Raw genomic sequence first — 24096 nt, 5'->3', positions numbered from 1 at the left:
CCTATGCCGGTTTTATTGGATGTTCTTGGAATCGCCATAATACTTAATTCTTGGCTTGCAGCCATTGTTGCATGGCTGCGATTTGCGAATGCTTGGTCAGGTCTACCTGGATAGGGGAGATAGAAACATAGCCTTGTGCGACGGCATGAAAGTCAGTGCCTTCACCGCCATCATTGGGTTGTCCGGCGGCGCCTACCCAGTAAACCGTTTCACCACGCGGGGTTTGCAGCTTAATCACAGACTCAGCCTTGTGGCGTTTGCCTAGGCGCGTGATCTGACGACCCTTAATCTCTTGCAATGGCAGATCTGGCACATTGATATTGAGCAGGGTAGGCTCGGTAAATTCGCTGTGGTTGTATTGCTTGACCAGGTCGACCACGATTTTGGCTGCCGTTTCAAAGTGGGCTGGCTGGTGCTGCGACATGGAGACGGCAAATGAAGGAATGCCTAGCAGATAGCCTTCAGTGGCGGCCGCGACCGTGCCTGAGTAAATGGTGTCGTCGCCCATATTGGCGCCATCATTGATGCCACTAATCACCATGTCCGGCATGTCTTGCATCAGGCCGGTGAGGGCAATGTGTACGCAGTCAGTAGGGGTGCCGTTGACATAGTAAAAACCGTTGGCGGCTTGTTTGACACTCAAGGGGCGGTCTAGCGTCAGTGAGTTGCTTGCACCGCTACGGTTACGCTCAGGTGCCACCACCGTAATATCAGCGATTTTGCTTAGGTGGCTGGCAAGTGTGTTCAGGCCTGGTGCCAGGTAGCCATCGTCATTGGATAACAGAATTCTCATGCCCGATATTATATAAGGTTTACCAGGCTTGTCAGCGTCCGTACACGAAAGAATTTATAGTGAAAATGGCACCTGCATTGATGCTGTTAAAGCGATCTCACGCAGGCTGGTAACTGCGGCCTGTGTATTTGGAATATGCAATCACGCTGGCAAAGAAAATCAGGCTGAGGATGACTTCTACCACGGCCAGCCACCGCGCTACACCTGTCTCTGACCATGCCCTGACCGCGCCTTCGGTGAAGTAAAACAAAATCAGCATGCCTGACCATTGATAGGTATAACGTTTGCCGCGTAAAATGCCAAATAGCGGTAACAGTAAGGGCAGTGCTTTGAGAAACAGCAAACTACCGCCTGCGCGTAAAGGCGCCCAGAAAATCTCCCAACCTAGGCACAACACAATCAGGCCCAGCAGGCTGATACTGGCCGCGCTGCGGCTAACGGATAAAATGCGTGGAATCATGATCTACCTGCTTGTGCTAGGGCAACCAGTGCTTTACGTGCGTCCATCGCGTTTAATACCGGCTGTTCAAACTGAAAACGCAGCAGGCCTTGCGTTTCTTCGCCCTGATGATATTGCACATCAAAGCCTTCTGCATCCAGGCCGATCATTTCTGCATGGTCGGCTGTCACGCCATGCACATGCTGGCAATATTGCAGCAGGCTGTCTTTATGGTCTTCGTTCATATGGGAGACGATGCCGCCTTCCTGTGCCGCCAGCATGCTGTCAGCCAGGTCGTCATTGAGCGCATCGCCTTCAAACCAGCCCATGCGGCCAAAGCCCGCAATATAGCGTACTTGCTCAATCTTGATGCGGTAAAAATGAAAGTCATGCATATCAAAGTAACTGGCTGCTTGAGGCAGATAGCGTAAATAACGCGCACGCAAATCCTCATCCTGTTTGTCGCAATGAATCGCTTCGCCCATTAGGGTTAGCCGTGCATTGGCTTGTAAATCATCGGCACCAGAAAACACTAGCAAGGAGACTTTCGGGTTTTCCAGAATATTTTTGGTATGCTCAGCAATGGTGCTGATTAGAATCACCGGTTCGGCTTGCTGGTTGCAAACAAACGGCGCCACCGAGCCAAACGGAAAGCCAGGGTATTTCATCGAGTGCGTCGATAAAATGGCATGGCGGGTTGAAAACAAGAATTGGCGGGCTTCATGGGCGAGGGCAGCAGACATAGCGTTACTTTTCCTGAAAAACTGTTATTGCAATTTGAGTGCAGTTTCGGCCAGGCGTTTACCCAAGGCCATACACAATTTTTTTTCATCATCCGAAATCGGCTGGTCATCCAATGCGCCACCAATATGACTGGCGCCATAAGGTGTACCACCTGTTTTGGTGGTGCCCAATTGCGGTTCTGAATAAGGCAAGCCTAACATCAGCATGCCGTGGTGTATCAGCGGAATCATCATGGTCATCAGCGTCATTTCGTTACCGCCATGCAGTGAGCCGCTGGAGGTGAATACCGCCGCTGGTTTGCCGATGAGCGACCCCTTGAGCCACAAGCCGGACGTGCCATCGAGAAAATATTTCATCGGCGCGGCCATATTACCAAAGCGGGTAGGGCTGCCCAAGGCCAATCCGGCACACGCTTCCAGATCCTGCAAGGTGGCATACGGTGCGCCAGACGCCGGAATGTCTGCCTCTGTGGCTTCACAGTTGGCTGACACTTTAGGCACGGTGCGTACCCGCGCTGTCGCCCCGGCAACACTTTCCACGCCACGTGCAATTAATTGCGCCATCTCTTTGACGGCGCCGCCTTGTGAATAATAAAGAATCAGGATTTCGGTCATTGTTTAGAAAATATACGTGATTAGTCAAAGCTAAATCCATAAAACACATCCAGCGCGTTGTCTGAGCCGGTCCTAGTTTCGATGGAGATGCGCTTGGTCAGTTGATAGGTGAGTTTACCAACATTTAACAGGCCGACAATGCTTTTTTCATAGCCAACCACCAGGTTGCGGTTAATGCGTTTGCCGACGCTGACGGCATAGTTGGTGGGGCCGGTGCCACGCACGTCTATGCTGTCGAGGCCGACGGCTTGTGCAATTTTGGTTTGCAGGGAAACGGAGTCGCCTTGGGATAACAGTGCACCTGCTGCAACGGATAACAAGGCCATATCACTGCTGCCGACTTGTGACATGGGTTGCCCCAGTACCAGCAGTGAAATCTTATTTTCATTGCTGGTATCAGGCGTAGAGACCAGTTTAAGCTGCGGCGTTTGCAGGCTGCCATTGATTTGAATGCCGACTTTGGTACTTTCCACTTGCCTGGTCGCCAGCACATCCAGGCCGATATTGGGCAGCTTGCCGCTGAATATGAGGCGGCCGGTTTCGATATTGAGTGACTGGCCATAGGCGATATACGTACCGGTGATTTCCAGTGTGCCCGCGGCAGCCAGGTCATCCAGCAGGCCATTGAGTTGCATATTGCCACTTAAGGCACCGTTGAGGCCTTGACCACGTAACATAAACTGCTCGGATTCCTTGAAAGGTAATACCAGTGGTTTGTCGCCAAAGTCGAGTGCAAAGTTCTTAAACACCAGTTTCGACGTCGGTTCAGCCTGGCTGGTTTGTGGTGATTCAATCACGACATCTTCGTCCAGTTTGGGCTTATCCGCTTTCGGCAGTTCAAACAGGCCTTTATGTATCTTGAGTTTGCCGCTGAGCAAGGTTTGCCCACTGGCCATGCTGATGTTGGTATTGCCGCTCAGTTGTACCCAGCGATCTACCCGGGATAAAGCCTGTAATTTGTTGAATTGCATGGCGGCATCCAGTTGCCAGCGATCGTCTTTAAACACCAGTTGGCCGTTGCCATTGAGTTCGCCACTTTTGCCAGCAAAGTGTAGTTGGTCAATATTCACCTGGTCGCCTGATAGGATGGCATGCAGGTTGCCTTGTTCCAGCCACAGGCCTTGCGATGGGACTTGTAAGGCCAGCGCCTGGCCTTGAATGCTGCCTTGTAATTGTGGCTGAGCGATCATGCCGCTAGCCTGGGCATCTATGGTTAATTGCCCGGCTGGCTGCATGTCTGGCATAAGCTTGGCTAGCCAGCCTAGTTGCGAAATGTTGGCCTTGAGTTGTGCCGAGAGCGGGGCTGTGTGTTGAATCACGATACCATTTGCGGTCGGTGTGACGAGGATGTTGCCACTGAATTGCAGGTCTATCGCGCTGTCTGCGCTTATGCTGCTTTGCACGCTGACGCGATTGTTCTGCGCCTGGATATCTGCCAGTAGTGTCTGTATACCCAGCCCTTGCCAGCGTGCCTGGCTGCTGTCATAGGTTTGCCAGTCGCCCGAACTGCGCTCAAGGTGCAGTGCGCCGTTCAGTTGTTCATCTAATGCTAGCTTCCATTGTGCCGAAACACGCAAATGGTCTGCAGGTAAGGCTTCTGAATGCTCGGGTACCAGCCATGCCATCACCGCTTGTAATGGGAACGCCTTGAGTGCGCCTTGGCTGCTGAACTGCACTTTTTCGGCTGCTTGTTGTGTGAGCTGGTCGGTGACCTTGGCCGGGCGGTAGCGCAGCTGATCGAGTTGCAGCTGGCCTGAGAGGGCATTGACGACCAGGTTTTGCAACTGGAAGCCTTGTTCATTTTGCCATTGCAGGCTGGCAGGTTGTGCCAGTTGAAAGACCTTGCCATTGGCATCTTGCAATTGCGTGAGCTGTGCTTGCCAGGTGTTTGCTTGCCAACTGCCCTCTAACGCTAGTAACAGGTTGCGCTGCAATAACGGATCAGCATCATTCACTTTGAGCGCCAATTGGTGTTTCGCCAGCGTGCCTGTCAGGTTGAGTTCGGCGTCAATCGGGGGGCTATCGATGCCGCGCGCATTCTGCTGTGACAAACCGCGTAACTTGACCTGGTTTTTGAGCGAGCCCTGTGACTGGTCAGTGGCCTGACCCTCTGCCTCAAAGCCTGCTAACGTTAAGCCTTGTGGTAACTGCAATTGCTGGCCAGAGAGTTGATAGGTGGTTGCAAAGCCGCTGGCAGACTGTTGCACCGTGCCAGTGCCTTTTACCTGGCCCGCAAAGCCTGGCATCAGTTGCGCCAGGTTGGCGAGCTCGGCTTGCCATGACAACGTGGTGACCTCCACGGTAGAGATGTTTTTACCCGCTTGTATGGTCAGTTTGTTTTTATCCAGTTGCGCCAGCAAGTCCATATTCATTAGTTGTGTGCCTTGCAGGCTGGCACTGCCACGCACAATCAGCGGCTGCCCCTGCAAGCGGCTGTCTCCTGCGTCTATGGTTGCCAGCATCTGGCCTTGTTCGGTCAGGCTACCATCGGCGACAATTTTTAAATCCACCTTGCCAGCCAGTTGCGGATGGATATGCTTGGCTTGCAGCTGTTGTAGATGCAATAGTAAATGGCTGTTGCGTGTTTCATCCAGGCCAATACTGGCGCTGATTTGCAGCAGGTCTTCGGTCTGCCCGCTGGCTGGCACTATCGCAAATGGCCTGGCTTGTGGCTGGTAGTGATGGTTGGCGGTAATCTCCAGCCGGGTTAAATCACCATGTAGTTCGGTGCGCAGGTGATAAGGTAATTCGGTTTGCGGTTGTTGCACGTCCATCCAGCCATTAAGCGCGAAGGGCGCGGCATTTTGTATTTGAAAATGCGTGCTGACTTTGCCCCACGGGCTCAGCGCTTGTGCGATGCGGAATTGCAAGACCTGATTGTCGGCATCGAGGTCAAACTGAATCTGTGTAATCTCTGAAGTGCTTGCGCCCTGGATAATAGTGAGCTGGTCAATCTGGCCGGAGAGCAAGTGAAACGGCAACGGAATGTTGATACGCGCTGGTAGCGGTGTTTTTGCCGCTGGAGGCGTTGGCGTAACCTCGGTCGTGGGTTTAAAACGCAAAGTGATTTGTTTGGCGCGAAACTGCGAGACGGTGAGCTCGCCTTTGGGCGTGACCGCCAGGCGCATATTGGAATCTATGCCTTCCACTTTGAGTGTTGCGTTACCGAGGTCGGTTTCAAATTCTTTTAAACTGGTCATCAGCAGTACATTTGCCGCCCACACCATTTGTGGCGTGATGATCAACGATAAACAAAGCACACCAGTGAGCGTGAGTTTGAGCAAGCGCTTGAATGTGTTTACGAGTAACATCAGAAATTCACGCCCAGGTTAAAGTGCAAACGGTATTCTTTGGTTTCTTCGCCATAGGCAACGTCCACGCCTACCGGACCAATCGGGCTGCGCCAGCGTACCCCCAGGCCATAACCAAAGGCCGGGTCATAGTCTTTCCAGCTATTGGCGGCATGACCAAAATCGACAAATACGGCAGCGCCCCAGGATGAGGTCAGCCATTGCACAATTTCGCTGCTGCCAGTCAGTAACACGCGGCCGCCAACAATCGCATCGGCTTCTTTAACGCCGAGTGACTGGAAAGCGTAACCGCGCACGGATTGGTCGCCACCCGCCCTGAATAAGTAAGTCGCAGGCACACTGCGCGCGCCGGTGACGGTGCCAACTTCAATGCGGCCCAGCCATTGCGTGGATTGTGTCAGTGGGTAAAAACCCTGTAACCTGGCTTGCGACTGCAGAAAGCGGCCGTCAGACAGCTTGTCCAGCGGTGCCAGTTGGAACTGGGTGTTTAGTATCCAGCCCTTGGTCGGTGCCAGCGGATGATCCAGTTTGCGCACATTCAGGCCATAGGCCAGTGTGGCCGCCTTGTTAAATTGCGACGATTCGCCGTCCACGGTTAAAAATTCATATAGCAGATTCGCGCCGACATATTGCTCGAAAATGCCAGGCTGGCCCCAATAGCGGCGCACACCATTCTGCACGGCAGTGGTGATCTGACCTTCGAGGTCTGTGCGTGTCACGCTGTTTTGTATGCTGTCGCGGTAGCCTTTGTTATCGGTGAGAAAGGTGATGTTGGAGGTGACGGCTTGCAGCTTCTGTTCTAGCCGCAAGCTACTATCCCATAACAGGCCGCGGTCAAACAGGTTGCGGTCGGTGTAGTTAAATACGATACGGGCGCCGGTGTTGGTGCTGGCGCCTGCGCCAATGCGGAAGGTGTTCTGCTCCATTTCGTGCACAGTGACGTCAATGTCAGCACTATGATCGGCGTTGAGTGCTTCCGTCCTGGCAACTACGTCCACCGAGCGAAATTTACCTGTGCTCATAAAGCTGTTTTGTAAGGTCAGTAAATCGGATTGACGATAGGGCGCACCAGTTTTCAGTGTGTTGAGCGGACGCACCAGCGACTCTTTGTAGTGTTGTAGCCCATGTATGCTGACTTCGCCTATGCGTACCGCAGGCCCGGAATCCATGGCGAGGGTAATCAACACTTCTTGGGTCTGTGGATTGACCATGGCCTGCGAGGTAGTGATTTTGGCGTTTGGAAACTCTGCACGCAGCAAGGTGGCCAGTAACTCACGCTTGGCAGTACCCCAGGCTTGTTGGGTAAAGGTGCTGTTCACTGGCAGTGGCCAGCTTTTCTGCGCGGCTTCTAATGTAGATTGATGGCTGGGTTGCTGGATTTCGCCAGTGATCGAGACGTTAACCTGACTGACTTTGGCTTGCGGTGGCAGGCTGATATGAAATTCGGCCAGGTTGACGCTAGGTTGGACGGTGACGGTTTTGGTTTTAAAGTAACCTTCAGTGGCCACTAAATCGGCAATTTCTTGCGGGGTTTTTTGTATTAATCGGCGCCATTCACTGTCGTTCATGCGCGGGTTTTGCATGGCTTCGTGGATGGTCAGGTGTTTTTGCAGCAGCTCACGCAGTGCTGAGGTATCTTCTGGGGGCGTATCATTGGCGAGTGAAAAGCGTGTCTGGTAGCTGGTGCCTGATTTGACCTCAAACCAGAGCGTGTCTTGAGCATAGCAGGTTGCTGTCTGTGCTAGCAAAACCAGGGCCAGCAAAGTCAGCATGAGGTGCATTAACTGCTTGCACGTGGTGTTTGCCCAGAACAGGCAGCGAAACAAGATGTTTACTGCCTGTTCATAAGCGGGATGTTTTACATGATGAGCAAGAAAATCCCGGATCAAATCGACTTAGTCAACACTATTTAAATATGCTTCACCAGTTGACTGGCCTTGCCGGTATAAGTTGCAGGCGTGAGGGCCAGCAATGCTTGTTTGGCTTCAGCTGGAATCTGCAAGGTTTCAATAAAGGCATGCAAAGATTGCTTGTTGATGCCACCTTTACCGCGCGTCAGTTCTTTGAGTTGCTCATAAGGGTTTTCAATGCCATAACGGCGCATCACAGTCTGGATCGGTTCAGCCAATACTTCCCAGCTATTGTCCAGGTCTTCTGCCAGACGTTGTGGATTGACTTCCAGCTTGTTCAGGCCACGCAGGCAAGAATCATAGCCGAGCAAGGTGTAGCCAAATGCCACGCCCATATTACGCAATACGGTAGAGTCAGTCAGGTCACGCTGCCAGCGGGAGATAGGCAATTTTTCTGCCAGGTGACGCAATACGGCGTTGGCCAGGCCCAGGTTGCCTTCAGAGTTTTCAAAGTCAATCGGGTTAACCTTGTGCGGCATGGTGGAAGAACCGATTTCACCGGCTTTGACTTTTTGCTTGAAATAGCCGACCGAGATATAGCCCCAGATGTCGCGGTTAAGGTCAATCAAGATGGTGTTGATGCGTGACAAAGTGTCATACATTTCAGCCATGTAATCGTGTGGCTCAATCTGGATGGTCATCGGGTTATAGGTCAGGCCCAGTGATTCGACAAAGCGTTTGGCAAAGCCTTCCCAGTCAAAGTCAGGGTAGGCAGACAAGTGCGCGTTAAAGTTACCGACGGCACCGTTGATTTTACCTAACACTTCATTAGCATGCAGTTGCTTGAATTGACGTTGCAGGCGGTAGACCACGTTGGCCAGTTCTTTGCCCATGGTAGATGGGCTGGCAGTCTGGCCATGTGTGCGTGACAGCATAGGCTGGTCAGCCAGCGCATGTGCCAGCTCGGTCAGGCGCGCAATCACTGCTTGCAGGTTAGGTTGCATCACCGCATCACGTGCAGATTTCAGCATCAAGGCATGTGACAGGTTATTAATGTCTTCTGAGGTGCAGGCAAAGTGAATGAACTCGCTGGCCTTTTTAATCTCAGGGTTACCGTCAAATTTTTCTTTCAGCCAGTATTCGAGTGCTTTCACGTCGTGATTAGTACGTGCCTCAATCGCTTTTACTTGAGTGGCGTCGGCTTCGCTAAAGGCCGTGATGGCGGCATCCAGCTCGGCGATGGTTTCTGGGCTGAACGGTGCAATTTCAGCCAACTCAGGCGCTGCGCTCAGTGCTTTTAACCATGCGACTTCTACCAGTGCCCGGTATTTGATCAACGCATATTCACTAAAGAAAGGGCGTAAAGGATCGAGTTTGGACTGGTAACGGCCATCCAGTGGAGACAGGGCGTTGAGCGTGGTGAGAGACGTCATGGGTAAAAAACTTATCGATTCAAAAGCCGATATTTTACCCAATCCAGCCACGCTTGTCTTTGTTGAATGTGTTTTGCCATTCACGGCAGCAATGTAAACGCGTGCTGAATTTGTCGATTAAAACCGCTTTGTTTGGTAAATTGTGCTTGATTTAGCCGTGACATAATCGCTCACTGGGAATGAATTTCACATGAGACGCCACGTATCGCCATTGATTGCTCGACTGCTGACAGGCTTATGCCTGGCACTGAGTCTGCTATGGACGCAGACGCTGGCGGATGACTATGTGCTGGCCATGCTGGAAAAAATTCGGCAACGCTATGGCGAAGAGGCTTACCAGAATGTCATGCGCATGAATGAGATGTTCGCCCAGGTGGCGGGTGCCAGCGAGATGACCAAGGTGCATATGGTGAATGACTTTACCAATCAGCACGTATTGTTTGTGGATGATATTACCCTGTGGGGCATGGAAGATTACTGGGCCAGTCCGCTGGAAACCTTTGGCAAAGGGGCGGGTGACTGTGAAGATTTTAGTATTGCCAAATATACCTTGCTGAAAAAGCTGGGCGTGTCGCAAGACAAGTTACGGCTGACTTATGTCAGGGCGCGCATGCCTAGCGGATCTATCCGTCCACATATGGTGTTGACTTATTATGCCACGCCAAACAGTGACCCACTGGTCCTCGACAACCTCAATTTTGAATTATTGCCCGCCTCTAAGCGCGGTGATTTGTCTCCTGTCTTCAGTTTTAATGATAAAGGCTTGTTCGTGGCGAATAACCCGAATATGCGCGCTGGATCCCCTTCCAATATCTCCAAATGGCGTGATGTGTTGACGCGTATGCGACAGGACGGATTGGAATGATTAAAAACCTGTTAGAAATGTGGTTATTATGGAGGCGGAATGCTAGGCTAATGCGCAAAGCCGGCACGCACGGCGGGTTATGGCCGAATCCACCCCAGGAAAGTAAGAGGGCTTTCAAATGTCTTTGGTAAAACAGATACGAATTGCAATTTCTGTCATTATTTTAATGGTGGCGGCAGGATGCCTGTTCCTCGGTGTTTATGATGACCACCGCTATATGGCTGAGCAGTTGCAAAAAAAGAATAACGATAACGCCAACGGGCTGGCGATTACGCTTTCCAATATCCAGAAAGACAATGTCACGGTAGAGCTGATTATCAGCGCCCAGTTTGATATGGGGCACTATCGCCGCATTGCCATTATTTCGCCGGACAATAAGCTGATGATCGAGCGGGTGAACCGTCATCCACACTCCATCGCCCCGGCTTGGTTCCAGTCGGTGTTTTCCGTCAATATTCAGCCTGGCGTGGCCAATATCCAGTCCGGCTGGCAACAATATGGCACCTTGGAGCTGGAGAGTGAGCCGTCGCTGGCTTATGACCAATTGTGGGAAACCTCACGTCATGCCGTGTTGTGGACATTGATTGTCGCCTTGCTCAGTTATGTCGTGTCCGGCTTCTGGCTGAAACGTATCCTGAAACCATTGGATGACGTGATTGCACAAGCCGAAGCCTTGGGCGAGCGCAAGTACATCACCATTGCAGAACCTGCCACAGAAGAGTTCCAGAAACTGGTGCGCACCATGAATACGCTGTCTGACCGCGTTAAATCCATGGTGACGGCAGAGTCTGAGCGCCTGAATACCTTTAACCAGCAAATCAACTACGATGAAGTGACCGGTTTGATGAACCAGTCACATTTCACCAATACGGCTTCGGTTGCCCTCAAAAATGATGGCTTTGTCGAAGGTGTGTTGATTTTGGTGCAACTGCGTAACTTGCCTGACATCGATAAGCAAATGGGCTACAGCGTGACCAACCAGTTGATTAAAAAGGTTGGTGATGCCGTGCAGCAGCAGATGGAACATTACCAGGACGTGGTGTGTGGTCGCCTGGCTGGAGGCGTGTTCGGTATTTTCAGCCGACAGCCACTGGATGATTTTGCTGTCACTACCGAGCTCAAGCTGGTGCTGGAAAAGCTGAACGCAGCACAGCAATTGTTGCAGTTCCAGTTTGTGGTCACACATACCAAAACTAAAAAAGGCGATGACTTTGTCGATATTCATCGTGTGATGCAGTTTATTCTCGACCTGGCTGAAGATCAGGCGGCGATTCCTATGCGGGTGATGAATGCCAATAGCATCGTCACTTCAAGGAAAAACTACCTCAATCAATGGAAAGAGCAGTTCTTGCAGGCGATTGAGCAGAAGCAGATCAAGCTGGCCTGCTACCCGGTCATGCAGCGCGACCAGCAGCTGTATCACTACGAGTGCCCATTGCGTTTGCATATTGATGAAGGCGATCAATGGCTGGCTGCAGGTGCGTTTATTGATTGGGCCAGCCAGCTCGATATGATCAAAACACTGGACGGCTTGGCATTGGAATATGCCGTTGATATGCTGACGAAGAACAATGCCAGCCTCAGTGTGAACGTTTCTGCGGCAGCAATGCGCAGTGATGAATATAAAGATAAGTTGCAAGCATTAATCCTGACAGTGACAACGCCAGCCCGGTTAAGCTTTGAAGTCGCCGAAGAAGCAGCATTCAGCGATTTTGTGAAATTTAAAGAGTTTGTGCACCTGGTGAAATCCCTGGGTTGTATGGTCGGCATGGAGCATGTCTCCACTCGCCTGGCGCAATTGGGTGATTTGCATGAACTGGGCATGGATTACATCAAGTTTGATGCGTCACTCATCCGTGACATTCACCTGCGTCCGCAACAACAGTCTCTCATGCGCGGTTTGTGCATGATGGTACGCACCATGGGTATTGTGCCGATTGCCGAAGGTGTGCAAGACCAGCAAGAGCTGGATAGCTTGAATGCAATCGGTATTGAAGCGGTGACCGGCCCCTTTGTGCAGGAAAATTTACAATTTGGTGCACTATAAAAGTGTCAATTTTTGTAATTTCGGGGTGTTATGCCATATACTCATCGTTTTGACATGGCTTAACACCCCATACAATCAATAGTCGGTAAATCAGTCACTGATTTAACTCAGATAAGGATAATAATAAGTCATCTGCCATGGAAACGACGCCATACTTTAATAAGACCGCAAAAGACGCTCTGCTCGAGTGTCTTCTTTATATCTGTCGCCATAATCGACTGGCAACAACCCGAGATGCTTTAACTTCTGGCTTACCGCTGGAAGGGGGCAAGCTTAATCCTGAATTGTTTAAACGCTCAGCTGAACGTTTGCGGCTGGAAGTGACAGTGAAGCAGGGGGCGGTTGCAACATTGCTGCAACCACAGGCTGATGTCACCTTGCTGCTGAATAATCACCGGGCCTGCCAACTGATCAAAATAGATGAAAGCCAGCATTTTGCCCAGGTGGTATTCCCAGATTTGTCGCCCGATGCGGTAACCATGAGCCTGGCTGACCTGGCGGCGGAATATACCGGTTATGCCTTGATCACCAAGCAAAACTTTATGTTTGATGCGCGGACTCCAGAAGTGGGGCGGGTCAAAGTCAGGCACTGGTTTTGGGGGACATTGGCAGAGAACAAGGGCATTTACCGCGATGTGATGGTTGCAGCCTTGCTGATCAATATTTTTGCCTTGGCCATGCCACTGTTTACCATGAATGTGTATGACCGCGTGGTGCCAAACAAGGCAGTAGAAACATTGTGGGTATTAGGCATTGGTGTTGCGCTGATTGTGCTGGGCGATTTATTGTTGCGCTCCATGCGTGCTTATTTCCTGGACTGGGCTAGTGCACGTATTGATGTGAAACTCAGTACGCAAATCATGGAAAAAGTGCTTGGCACCCGTTATGAAGCCAAGCCTAATTCTGTTGGCTCTTTTGCCTCTAACTTACGCTCGTTTGAAAGCGTGCGTGATTTTATTACCTCCGCCACCGTAGTGACGCTGATCGACTTGCCATTCGGCATTATTTTCCTGATCGTCATTGCCTGGATTAACCCTTATATGGTGTTGCCAGCATTGATTGGTGGCGCGATTGTATTGATTTACTCTCTCAGCGTGCAAACCAAGATGCATGACCTGTCAGAAACCATGTACCGGGCCAGTGCCCAGCGCAATGCCACACTGATTGAAAGCCTGGTAGGCCTGGAAACTGTGAAGTCCATGGGCGTGGAAGGCCAGATGCAGGGCAAGTGGGAGAAAAGCGCGCTGTTTTTATCTGAAGTCGGCAGCAAGCTCAAACTATTGTCCTCTTCTATTACCAATGGTACCTATGCCTTGCAGCAAATTATTAGTGTTGCGATTGTGATTTTAGGCGTGTATTTAATCTCGAATGGGGATTTAACCATGGGGGGATTGATTGCCTGCTCGCAATTAACCAGCCGTGGCCTGGCACCGATTTCTCAAATCGCAGGCTTGTTTACGCAGTATCACACGGCGGCGACTTCATTGAAGTCATTGGATGAGGTGATGGGTAAACCGGTGGAGCGTAACAAAGGGGTTAATTTCCTATCCCGCCCAGCATTCAAGGGCGAAATCGAGTTTAAAAATGTTTCTTTTAAATATCCTGGCTCGGATGAGTTGGCCCTGAACCGGGTCTCTTTCAGGATTCGTCCAGGTGAGCACGTTGGCCTGATTGGCCGTATGGGCTCGGGTAAAACAACCATTAATAAACTGATTCTTGGTCTGTATCAGCCAACCGAAGGCGCGATCCTGATTGATGGCATTGATGCGCGGCAGATTGATCCGGCTGAATTGCGCCGCAGTATTGGCTATGTCCAGCAAGATAACCATTTGTTTTATGGCTCATTGCGTGAAAATATTACCTTGCGTCATCCGCATGCGGACGATCATTCAGTGCTACAGGCCGCACAAGTAGGCGGTATTGCAGAGTTTGTGAATGCGCATCCCAAAGGCTTTGACCTGGAAGTGGGCGAGCGCGGGGATACCTTGTCTGGTGGCCAGCGCCAGGGTGTGGGCATTGCGCGGGCGTTTGTGACGCAACCACAAATTGTGTTGCTGGATGAGCCGACCAGTGCCATGGATCACTCTGGTGAGGAAACCGTTAAACGCAACATTGCCCAAGCCACAGCTGATAAAACCATGATTGTGATCAGTCACCGTAACGCTATGCTGGAGCTGGCGGAACGCCTGATAGTGATTGATGCCGGTCAGGTGGTTGCAGATGGTAATAAAGAGGACGTCACTGCTGCGCTGCGCGCCGGCAAAGTAGGTAAGGCGAGATAACAATATGGCAAAAAAAATATTCGATCAATTAGGTGAAGTCACCAAGCCGGACAGTATCTGGGTGCGCCTCGGCAAGCCAGTGCATGCCCTGGTAGACAAAGTCATCAAAACCGAGACCGCTGAATCACGCACCTGGTCCGAGCAAGCACATGATGTGATGATAGAAGACACCATGTTGCATGCGAAACTGATTATGTACGGTATTTTGGGGATTTTGCTGGTGCTATTGGTCTGGGCCAGTGTCGCCAAGGTGGACGAAGTCACCCGGGGCGAAGGGCGTGTGATTCCGTCTCGCCAGATACAGGTTGTGCAGTCACTGGATGGCGGTATCGTTGTCGATATCATGGTGCAGTTGGGGGATACCGTAAAACGGGGTCAGCCTTTGATCAAGATTGATGAAACACGGGCTATTTCTTCATTAAAAGAAAATGAAAGCCAGTATTTATCCCTCAAAGCCAAAGAGGCGCGCCTGAAAGCGTTGGCCAATGGCGGCAGTTTTAATCCTCCCAGCGAAGTACAGCAAAAAACGCCTGATACTTACTTGCAAGAATTGCAATTGTTTAATGCCGCCAGGGATGAGCTCAACTCACAGATCAATATCGCCAGGGATCAGTTGTCACAGCGCGAGCGCGAACTGTCTGAAGTGCAGTTTAAGAAAGAAGTGGCGATTAAAACTTATGATTCCACCAGTAAAGAACTGGCGGCCAATCGTCCCTTATTAAATAGTGGCGCGGTATCAGAGATAGAGATCTTAAGGCTGGAACGTGATGCCAATCGTGCGAAAGGGGATATTGATCAGGCGTCGGCGCAGATGGGGCGTTTGACTGCAGCGATTTCTGAAGCCCGACGTAAAGTGTCAGAAGCTCAACAGTCGTTCCTGAGTAAAATTCGTACGGACTTGAACGAAACCACCGCCAAAATTAATAGCCTGACGCAATCCAGTCTCGCACTATCAGATAAAGTAAAACAATCTACCTTGACGTCACCCGTTAACGGTAAAGTCAGCAAGCTGTATTACAACACCGTAGGTGGCGTGATTCAGCCCGGCAAGGAAGTCATGGAGGTGGTGCCTTCTGATGATGCGCTGGTAATTGAAGCCAAAGTGCAAACCAAGGATATTGCGTTTATCCGCCCGCAGCAGCCTGCGGTGATTAAGTTGACTGCTTATGACTACACGATTTATGGCAGTTTGGATGGCGCAGTGGAAGATATTGCAGCAGATTCCACCATAGACGATAAAGGTAATGCATATTATGTCGTTAAGGTAAGAACAGACAAGAATAATCTGGGCGACCACTTGCCGATTATTCCCGGCATGGTGGCACAGGTTGATATTCTGACCGGGAAAAAAACAGTGCTGTCCTACTTATTAAAACCAGTGTTAAAAGCTAAATCTTACGCACTAACCGAGCGCTAATTACTATGAAGCATATATTTATCACTACCTTAAAACAGTCCATAGAGTCCTGGCTCAAGGCTTTTCCGCAATTGACGACGATTGCGGATGTTGTGTCAGCAGATGTCGCCGGGGCTTCCATTATCTGGGTACATGCACAAATTGAGCAAGGTAACCAGTGGCGCAAGCATGTGCAGCAGATATTAACCTTCTTGCCTTCTGCCAAGGTGATTGTGTTGTCGAACAACCCGGAGCAGGCCGAAGCCATGCAGGCGCTGGAATTAGGGGCGGTTGGCTATTTACACGCTTATGCCCATCAACACGTGCTGCAAGAGGTATACAGCGTTGTTTCACATGGCGGCGTCTGGTTAGGGCGGGATGTGCTCAAACATTTAATCACATTGACGACACGAGGTAATCCGCAGCCGGATGCCACGGAAGAAATATTAGATGGTTTGACCAAGCGTGAACGTGAGGTCGCACTTGAGGCAGCTAAGGGCAATAGTAATAAAGAAATTGCACGTGCTTTATCTATTTCTGAACGCACCGTAAAAGCACATCTAACATCTGTGTTCGACACCTTGAAAGTGCGAGATCGTTTACACCTGGCATTAGTCCTGCAAGGTAAATCTGCTCAGGGACACTTCTCCCACGATGAAAATGTGCAAAAAGATTCTTTGAATAAATTACATTTAAATTCATGATTGATTAATTATTTTAATTTATGTTTATTTTTGTAAATTAATGAATTTAATCAGATTTTTTCAAAAAAACTGCTGTCATAAAGATGAAATGTGTGACATTTTTCACTAAAAACCCATCTAAGTGACTACTCAGATGGGCTATTCGCCCTTGTGCCGACACAATTCCGTGGTTATACTGATTCTGGATGAATCTTTATAACTTGTTAAGAGTCTGCACATGAAACTAAAAAAAATCGCCTCGGCACTATTAATGGGTGTATTTTCTTTCTCGTCTATTAGTTGGGCTGCCAGTCCTGAGACGTTAGAGAAAATTATCGAAAAGGCTGTCTCCGAAAACCCGGAGGTTCAAGCCAGCTTCCACGCTTTCAAAGCCGCAGAGTTCGATGAGTCTGCCGCCAAAGGTCGATATCTGCCAAATTTGACGGTGGATCAAACGTTCAGAAATCAAGAGCGCCTGACGCCAAACGTTAATAACACCTTTACACCTAACCAGCAATCCACATTGACTTTGCGTCAAATGATTTTTGATGGTTTGGCGACACCTTCTGAAGTCGGCCGCCTGGATCACGTTGCAAAATCCCGCTTCTATGAATTGCAAGGTCAAATGCAAGGGGTTGCGCTGGATACGGCAACCGCTTATTTTGATTTGTTGCGTTATCGCCGTTTGGTGTCTTATGCGCAAGACAACTTTGTCGTGCACAAGCAGATTTTTGACAAGATCAAATCCCGCGTGGATGCTGGTGTAGGTAAGAAGGTTGACCTGGAGCAGGCAACTGGTCGTCTGGCCTTGGCTGAAGCAAACCTGCTGACAGAAACCACCAACTTGTATGATGTATCTGCTCGCTTTCAACGCCTGGTGGGTGAGTTGCCACCTGAAAGCATCAATGAAGTGATGTTGACCGGTGATGGCCTGGCTGGTAGTGCGGATCAGGTGTTGGATGCTGCTTACAAGCAAAACCCAAACATCCTGGCAGCGATTGAAAATATTATCGCGGTTGAAAAGTCTGTTTCTGGCAAAAAAGCGCCATTTATGCCTCGCTTGGACCTGCAAGGCCGTAAAGTGATTGATGTGAATGATGCGAGCAAAAACAGCACATTGGCAGCAGACACTCTGGAAGTGACAGCCAGCTGGAACATCTTTAATGGTTTTACTGATAAATCCAACCTGGATTCTGCAGTAGAAACCTTAAATCGTTCACATGACTTGCGTGACAAAGCGTGTATCGATACACGTCAGCTGGTGGCTATTGCTTACAACAACATCAAGCAGTTGAACGAGCAAGTGGCTTACCGCAAGCAACACCAAGACTCTATTGAAAATGCGCGTCTGGCCTATCGTAAGCAATATGATATCGGCCAACGTACCTTGCTGGACTTGTTGGATACAGAAAACGAATATTTCCAGTCCCGTCGTAACTTTACCAATGCGGAAATGGACCTCAGCACTGCTTATGCCAGAACCTATGCAGGTCAAGGCTTGTTGTTGAGCAAACTGGGTGTGACACGTGCTGACGTAGGTGAGTATCCACGTGAAGAGTATATGGATCGCGAGAATGTGTGTAAAGCGGTTGCGCCCACACAAGTAGTGCCTGACAAAGCTGCATTGTTAGCTAATGCCAAACCTTGGGAAGGTGAAGCCTTCAAACCCAAAACACAAGAAAAAGCGACGATGAAATTCACGCCGCGTATCTTGTTCCAGGCTAATAGCGCCATCATCTTGCCAGAGTCTTATGCCGATCTGGATATCGTATACGACGTTGTTAAAGAGTGGGGCAATGACAAGGTTGAAATCGCTGGTCATACTGACAAGCGTAATACCTCAAAAGAGAAGTACAACCTGGTCTTGTCAGAGAAGCGTGCAAAAGCGGTTGCTGACTACCTGGTTAAAAAAGGCATGGATGCCCAGCGCCTGATGGTAAAAGGCTATGGATTCTCACAGCCGATTGCTGAAAATGATCCTGTAAGTGGTAATGATGCCAACCGTCGTGTTGAAGTCATTCGCTTCCAGTCTGTCGCTCAGTAATATTGATCTGAGCTCCTGCTTGTTGGGAGTGTAAAAAAGCGGTGCCAAATTGGCACCGCTTTTTTTATATATGCCAGCGCGTGTTGGCAAGCGTAATGGCCTTTCAGGCTGGTCAGACATTGTACTTTAGTACAATAGATTTCTGTTTTGGATTGGCGTTTAATACGTCACTATCAGAATTGTCTCAATCTTAAGTGAGGATAAACATGGCTACAGTAATCGGAACTGTTACAAATATTCAAGGGATGGCTATCGTTGTAGATGCAAGTGGCAATCGCCATATGTTGAAAGTTGGTGAAGTGCTGCATGCAGGCGATAAAGTAATCACTGCTTCTGGCGCTGCTGTCGCCGTGAAACTGGCCAACGGTGAAACCGTGAATTTTGCCGAAGCGCAAACAGTCAAGATTACTGATAACCTGGCTCAGGTGGATGTTTCTGACGTCACTGAAAATGCAGTGAATCAAACAGTCTTTGACGCGGTGCTGACAGCATTAAATGAAGGCCGTGATATCACAGAGGTATTGGATAGCCCAGCTGCAGGTGAGGCTGGTAGTGATGGTAATACCAGCTTTGTAAACCTGGACAGAATCCAGACACAAAATGCCGGTGGCGCCAACTATGATGGTGGTACTGGTGCAGGTGGTGCAGCGACAGGCGGTAGCATTGCGCCTAATTATGTGTATCTGACACCAGCAAGTGGTGCGCCAGTAATTGAGTTATCAGATGATGATAATAACGATGGCTATTTAAACGCAGGTGAATTGGGTAATGCTACAACCACCAAAGCCACTGTGACACTGCCAGCGGGACTTGAACCAGGTGACACATTAAATGTGGTACATAACGGCGGTACGATCAGTGTCGTATTGTCAGCAGCTAATATTGCTAACGGTTCCGTTGAGTTGCAAATACCGGTTCCAGCTCAGGGTTCTACATTAACAGTAACGGCAAGCATTACCAATCAATCCGGCCAAACATCGCCTTCAAGCTCAGACTCTGCAATTATTGATACCAATGTTCCAAATGGTGGCAACGCTCCTATCGTCGAAATTACTGAAGATGCAAATAACGACAACTTTATTAATCGTGCCGAGCTTAATGGGGATATAGATGTAAAAGTGTCGTTCACGCCAAGCTTGGTCGATGTAGGGGATATTGTCGTTGTTAAGTCCAATGACGGTACTGTTAAACAGGTTGTTATCACAGCTAACGACAAAACAAATGGCTTCATTACAACAACTGTGCCAGCACAGCCTGATGGAGACACTGTTACGGTGACTTCAACCATCGTTGATGCAGCCAAAAATGAATCTAAACCAGGTAGTGATTCTGCAACTATCGACTTGAGCGCGCCAGATATTCCGGCGTTTGTCGGTGTTGATGATGTTGGTCCAACTCAAGGGTTGATTGTTAATAACTCAACCATTGATGATAACAAGCCTGAAATTCGTGGTTCCAATGGCAATCCTGGCGACACAATCACCATTTACGACAATGGCACCAAGCTCGGCACAGCCCTTGTTCAGCCTGACGGCACATGGACATTCACGCCAACAACACCATTGGTTGATGGCTTACACAGTATCACTGTCACTGCGACTGATCCAGCTGGCAATACCAGCAATCCATCGACACCGTTGAGTTTCACGGTTGATACAGTAGCGCCTAATACGCCTGCTTTTGAAGGTGTTGATGATGTTGGCCCAACACAAGGTGTGATCGTTAATAACTCAACCATTGATGATAACAAGCCTGAAATTCGTGGTTCCAATGGCAATCCTGGCGACACAATCACCATTTACGACAATGGCACCAAGCTCGGCACAGCCCTTGTTCAGCCTGACGGCACATGGACATTCACGCCAACAACACCATTGATTGACGGCGCACATAGCATCACTGTCACTGCGACTGATCCAGCTGGCAATACCAGCAATCCATCGACACCGTTGAATTTCACGGTTGATACAGTAGCGCCTAATACGCCAGCATTTGAAGGTGTTGATGATGTTGGCCCAACTCAAGGTGTGATCGTTAATAATTCAACCATCGATGATAACAAGCCTGAAATTCGTGGTTCCAATGGCAACCCTGGCGACACGATCACCATTTACGATAATGGTACCAAGCTGGGTACTGCCCTTGTTCAGCCAGACGGCACCTGGACATTCACACCAACAACACCATTAGTTGATGGCTCACACAGTATTACAGTGACTGCGACTGATCCAGCTGGCAATACCAGCAATCCATCAACACCGCTTAACTTTACTGTTGATACCGTTGCGCCTAACACTCCAGCATTTGAAGGGTATGATGATGTAGGCACCATCCAAGGTGTGATTGTTAATAACTCTTCGATTGATGATAACAAACCAGAAATTCGCGGCACGGGCGGCAATCCTGGCGATACGGTGACTATTTACGATAATGGCACCAAGCTTGGTACAACACTTGTTCAGCCAGATGGCACATGGACGTTCACACCAACAACACCATTGATTGACGGCGCACATAGCATCACTGTCACTGCGACTGATCCAGCTGGCAATACCAGCAATCCGTCCGCACCATTGAACTTTACGATTGATACCGTTCCACCAGCGCTGTTTATTAGCCTGGACGCGAACGTTGCAGGTGATGGCATTGTGAACGTGGCTGAATCTACAGCCGCAGCAATTCCAGTGACTGGTACAGTAAGCGGCCAATTTAAAACGGGTGACATTGTCACTGTGACCGTCAACGGTAAAGACTTCACAGGTGCTGTGACTGCGGCAGGTACCTTCTCAATTAATGTTCCTGGTGCCGATTTGGCCGCTGATGCGGACAAAACGATTGATGCGCGTGTTACGACATCAGACATCGCAGGTAATACCACGACAGCAACAGACACCCAGACTTACACAGTCAATCTGTTGCCGCCAGCATTGGCGATTAGCCTGGATGCAAACGTTGCAGGTGACGGCATTGTAAACGCAGCAGAATCTACAGCTGCTGCAATCCCTGTGACTGGTACAGTCAGTGGTGATTTTAAAGTGGGTGATGTAGTCACTGTGACCGTCAACAACAAGGATTTTACTGGCACAGTACAAGCTGGTGGTAAGTTCTCGATTGATGTTCCTGGTGCAGATTTGGCTGCTGACTCTGACAGTACCGTATTTGCGAGCGTGACAACGACTAATGCTGCGGGTAATAATGCGACCGCAACCGATACCCAGACCTACACTGTCAATGTATTGCCACCAGCACTGGCGATTAGCCTAGATGCGAACGTTGCAGGTGACGGCATTGTGAACGTGGCTGAGTCTACAGCTGCTGCGATTCCAGTGACAGGTACAGTGAGCGGCCAGTTTAAAACTGGCGACATTGTGACGATTACGATTAACGGTAAAGACTTTACTGGCGCAGTGGCGACAGACGGTACTTTCTCCATTAATGTACCAGGTGCCGATTTGGCTGCTGATGCAGACAGCACAGTATTCGCCAGCGTCACCACCACCAACGCGGCAGGTAACAGTGCGACAGCAACAGATACACAGACTTACACAGTCAATCTGTTGCCGCCAGCACTGGCAATCAGCCTGGATGCAAACGTTGCAGGTGATGGCATTGTGAACGCTGCTGAATCTACTGCTGCAGCGATTCCAGTGACTGGTACAGTGAGTGGCCAGTTCAAGGTTGGTGATACCGTGACTCTGACGATCAACGACAAGAGCTTCACTGGTACGGTATTAGATGGTGGCAAGTTCTCTATCAATGTGCCAGGTGCTGATTTGGCAGCTGACGCTGATGCCACTATTTTTGCGAGCGTGACAACAACAAACGCTGCAGGTAACAGCGCAACAGCTACTGACACCCAAACTTATACTGTCAACACAGCACCGCCAGCAGTTGCCATTAGTCTGGATGCAAACGTTGCCGGTGATGGCATTGTGAACGCTGCTGAATCTACAGCCGCTGCGATTCCAGTGACAGGTACAGTGAGCGGCCAGTTTAAAACTGGCGACATTGTGACGATTACGATTAACGGTAAAGACTTTACTGGCGCAGTGGCGACAGACGGTACTTTCTCCATTAATGTGCCTGGTGCCGATTTGGCTGCTGATGCAGACAGTACAGTATTCGCCAGCGTCACTACCACCAACGCTGCAGGTAATAGTGCGACAGCAACCGATACACAAACATACACTGTGAACGTATTGCCACCAGCAGTTGCCATCAGCCTGGATGCAAACGTGGCTGGTGACGGTATTGTGAACGCTGCTGAATCTACGGCAGCAGCAATCCCAGTAAGTGGTACCGTGAGTGGCCAGTTTAAAACTGGCGACATCGTGACGGTGACGATTAATGGTAAAGACTTTACTGGTGCAGTTGCGGCAAATGGTACTTTCTCTATTAATGTGCCTGGCGCAGATTTGGCAGCAGATCCTGACGCAACGGTATTCGCCAGCGTCACTACCACCAATGCTGCGGGCAATAGCGCAACAGCAACCGATACGCAAACATATACGGTGAATGTATTGCCACCAGCAGTTGCAATCAGTCTGGATGCGAACGTTGCAGGTGACGGCATTGTGAACGTGGCTGAATCTACAGCCGCTGCAATCCCAGTGACTGGTACGGTGAGTGGCCAGTTTAAAACTGGCGACATTGTGACGATCACAGTCAATGGCAAAGATTTCACTGGCGCAGTTGCGACAGATGGTACTTTCTCGATTAATGTGCCAGGTGCTGATTTGGCTGCTGACTCAGACAGCACCGTATTTGCGAGCGTGACGACAACAAACGCGGCAGGTAACAGTGCGACAGCGACCGATACTCAAACCTATACAGTAAACCTGTTGCCGCCAGCACTGGCGATCAGCCTGGATGCAAACGTTGCGGGTGACGGCATCGTGAACGTCGCTGAGTCTACTGCTGCAGCGATTCCAGTGACTGGTACAGTCAGTGGTCAATTTAAAGTAGGTGATGTTGTTACTTTGACCATTAACAGCAAAGAGTTCACCGGCACAGTGCAAACTGGCGGTAAGTTCTCAATTAATGTGCCTGGTGCAGACTTGGCAGCAGACTCTGACAGCACGATCTTTGCGAGCGTGACGACAACCAATGCTGCAGGTAACAGCGCAACAGCGACGGATACACAAGATTATAAACTGGCCGTAAATCCAAACCTGTTTGCAACGATTGCGCTTGATGCCAACTTTGCTGGCGACGGTATTATTAATATCGAAGAGGCTAAAGCGACATCAACTATTGCGGTGACTGGTACTGTTGGTGGTGACGCTAAAGCAGGTGATCCAGTCGTTGTGACCATCAATGGTAAAGATTACAACACAACTGCTATTACGCGTCCTGACGGTAAACTGGGCTTCAGCGTCAATGTGGCTGGTAACGAGCTGGCTGCTGACCCAGACAAGACTATCGATGCAAAAGTGACTGTTAGTGACAATGCTGGCAATAGCCTGAGTCAGTCAACACAATTGACCTATACCGTTGACCTGACACCGCCAGTGGCAACAATCGCGCTGGACGCTAACTTCGGTGGTGATGGCATCATCAACATTGAAGAAGCGAAAGCGACTTCAATTACGCCAG

At 49.8% G+C, this 24096-nt stretch carries 14 protein-coding genes; 7 read left to right on the top strand and 7 right to left on the bottom strand.

Annotated elements, in window-relative coordinates:
* Nucleotides 1-43: 43 nt before the first annotated feature.
* From surE to purB, 7 genes are all read right to left on the bottom strand, one after another.
* A complete protein-coding gene (surE, locus tag ACIDE9_RS12890; RefSeq protein ID WP_194754242.1) occupies nt 44-793 on the bottom strand; it encodes a 5'/3'-nucleotidase SurE in 750 nt (249 codons plus the stop codon).
* A 97-nt stretch (nt 794-890) separates the two neighbouring features.
* Nucleotides 891-1253 carry a DUF2069 domain-containing protein gene (locus ACIDE9_RS12885; RefSeq protein WP_411995120.1) on the bottom strand — a complete coding sequence of 121 codons (363 nt, stop codon included), beginning with the start codon at nt 1251-1253 and terminating at the stop codon, nt 891-893.
* Nucleotides 1250-1975, bottom strand: a complete 726-nt coding sequence (locus ACIDE9_RS12880; RefSeq protein WP_411995119.1) for a HugZ family protein — start codon at nt 1973-1975, stop codon at nt 1250-1252. Before ACIDE9_RS12880 ends, ACIDE9_RS12885 begins: the two co-directional genes overlap by 4 nt.
* 24 nt (nt 1976-1999) lie before the next feature.
* Nucleotides 2000-2590 carry an NAD(P)H:quinone oxidoreductase gene (wrbA, locus tag ACIDE9_RS12875; RefSeq protein ID WP_411995118.1) on the bottom strand — a complete coding sequence of 197 codons (591 nt, stop codon included), beginning with the start codon at nt 2588-2590 and terminating at the stop codon, nt 2000-2002.
* Between the two features lie 20 nt (nt 2591-2610).
* The gene (locus tag ACIDE9_RS12870) at nt 2611-5901 is read right to left on the bottom strand and encodes a translocation/assembly module TamB domain-containing protein (protein ID WP_411995117.1); all 3291 of its coding nucleotides are present in this window, start codon (nt 5899-5901) and stop codon (nt 2611-2613) included.
* Complete coding sequence (locus tag ACIDE9_RS12865; RefSeq protein WP_411995116.1) at nt 5901-7682, bottom strand: autotransporter assembly complex protein TamA; 1782 nt, start codon at nt 7680-7682, stop codon at nt 5901-5903. The genes ACIDE9_RS12870 and ACIDE9_RS12865 overlap by 1 nt, the downstream gene beginning before the upstream one ends.
* Before the next feature lie 128 nt (nt 7683-7810).
* A complete protein-coding gene (purB, locus tag ACIDE9_RS12860) occupies nt 7811-9184 on the bottom strand; it encodes an adenylosuccinate lyase (protein WP_411995115.1) in 1374 nt (457 codons plus the stop codon).
* Nucleotides 9185-9374: 190 nt separating this feature from the next.
* Between purB and ACIDE9_RS12855 the strand changes: the two genes are divergently transcribed.
* The 7 genes from ACIDE9_RS12855 to ACIDE9_RS12825 all read left to right on the top strand — a co-directional run.
* Nucleotides 9375-10049, top strand: a complete 675-nt coding sequence (locus tag ACIDE9_RS12855) for a transglutaminase-like cysteine peptidase (protein WP_194754248.1) — start codon at nt 9375-9377, stop codon at nt 10047-10049.
* Between the two features lie 118 nt (nt 10050-10167).
* The gene (locus ACIDE9_RS12850; RefSeq protein WP_411995114.1) at nt 10168-12096 is read left to right on the top strand and encodes an EAL domain-containing protein; all 1929 of its coding nucleotides are present in this window, start codon (nt 10168-10170) and stop codon (nt 12094-12096) included.
* Between the two features lie 137 nt (nt 12097-12233).
* Nucleotides 12234-14378 (top strand): type I secretion system permease/ATPase, encoded by a 2145-nt coding sequence (locus tag ACIDE9_RS12845; protein WP_411995113.1) that lies wholly within the window; start codon nt 12234-12236, stop codon nt 14376-14378.
* 4 nt (nt 14379-14382) lie between these two features.
* A complete protein-coding gene (locus tag ACIDE9_RS12840) occupies nt 14383-15795 on the top strand; it encodes an HlyD family type I secretion periplasmic adaptor subunit (RefSeq protein WP_194754251.1) in 1413 nt (470 codons plus the stop codon).
* Nucleotides 15796-15800: 5 nt separating this feature from the next.
* Nucleotides 15801-16478, top strand: a complete 678-nt coding sequence (locus tag ACIDE9_RS12835) for a LuxR C-terminal-related transcriptional regulator (protein ID WP_411995112.1) — start codon at nt 15801-15803, stop codon at nt 16476-16478.
* A 217-nt stretch (nt 16479-16695) separates the two neighbouring features.
* Nucleotides 16696-18501 (top strand): TolC family outer membrane protein, encoded by a 1806-nt coding sequence (locus tag ACIDE9_RS12830; RefSeq protein WP_411995111.1) that lies wholly within the window; start codon nt 16696-16698, stop codon nt 18499-18501.
* A gap of 206 nt (nt 18502-18707) precedes the next feature.
* A partial coding sequence (locus tag ACIDE9_RS12825; RefSeq protein WP_411995110.1) for a retention module-containing protein occupies nt 18708-24096 on the top strand: 5389 nt, incomplete at its 3' end.

This window comes from Methylophilus sp. 'Pure River', from assembly GCF_046765995.1.
Taxonomy (GTDB): Bacteria; Pseudomonadota; Gammaproteobacteria; order Burkholderiales; family Methylophilaceae; genus Methylophilus.
This window is presented reverse-complemented; position numbering and strand designations above follow the sequence as displayed.

Coding starts and splice junctions, on each gene's coding strand:
- surE (WP_194754242.1), bottom strand. CDS start 793: ATGAGAATTCTGTTATCCAATGACGATGGCTACCTGGCACCAGGCCTG.
- ACIDE9_RS12885 (WP_411995120.1), bottom strand. CDS start 1,253: ATGATTCCACGCATTTTATCCGTTAGCCGCAGCGCGGCCAGTATCAGC.
- ACIDE9_RS12880 (WP_411995119.1), bottom strand. CDS start 1,975: ATGTCTGCTGCCCTCGCCCATGAAGCCCGCCAATTCTTGTTTTCAACC.
- wrbA (WP_411995118.1), bottom strand. CDS start 2,590: ATGACCGAAATCCTGATTCTTTATTATTCACAAGGCGGCGCCGTCAAA.
- ACIDE9_RS12870 (WP_411995117.1), bottom strand. CDS start 5,901: ATGTTACTCGTAAACACATTCAAGCGCTTGCTCAAACTCACGCTCACT.
- ACIDE9_RS12865 (WP_411995116.1), bottom strand. CDS start 7,682: ATGCACCTCATGCTGACTTTGCTGGCCCTGGTTTTGCTAGCACAGACA.
- purB (WP_411995115.1), bottom strand. CDS start 9,184: ATGACGTCTCTCACCACGCTCAACGCCCTGTCTCCACTGGATGGCCGT.
- ACIDE9_RS12855 (WP_194754248.1), top strand. CDS start 9,375: ATGAGACGCCACGTATCGCCATTGATTGCTCGACTGCTGACAGGCTTA.
- ACIDE9_RS12850 (WP_411995114.1), top strand. CDS start 10,168: ATGTCTTTGGTAAAACAGATACGAATTGCAATTTCTGTCATTATTTTA.
- ACIDE9_RS12845 (WP_411995113.1), top strand. CDS start 12,234: ATGGAAACGACGCCATACTTTAATAAGACCGCAAAAGACGCTCTGCTC.
- ACIDE9_RS12840 (WP_194754251.1), top strand. CDS start 14,383: ATGGCAAAAAAAATATTCGATCAATTAGGTGAAGTCACCAAGCCGGAC.
- ACIDE9_RS12835 (WP_411995112.1), top strand. CDS start 15,801: ATGAAGCATATATTTATCACTACCTTAAAACAGTCCATAGAGTCCTGG.
- ACIDE9_RS12830 (WP_411995111.1), top strand. CDS start 16,696: ATGAAACTAAAAAAAATCGCCTCGGCACTATTAATGGGTGTATTTTCT.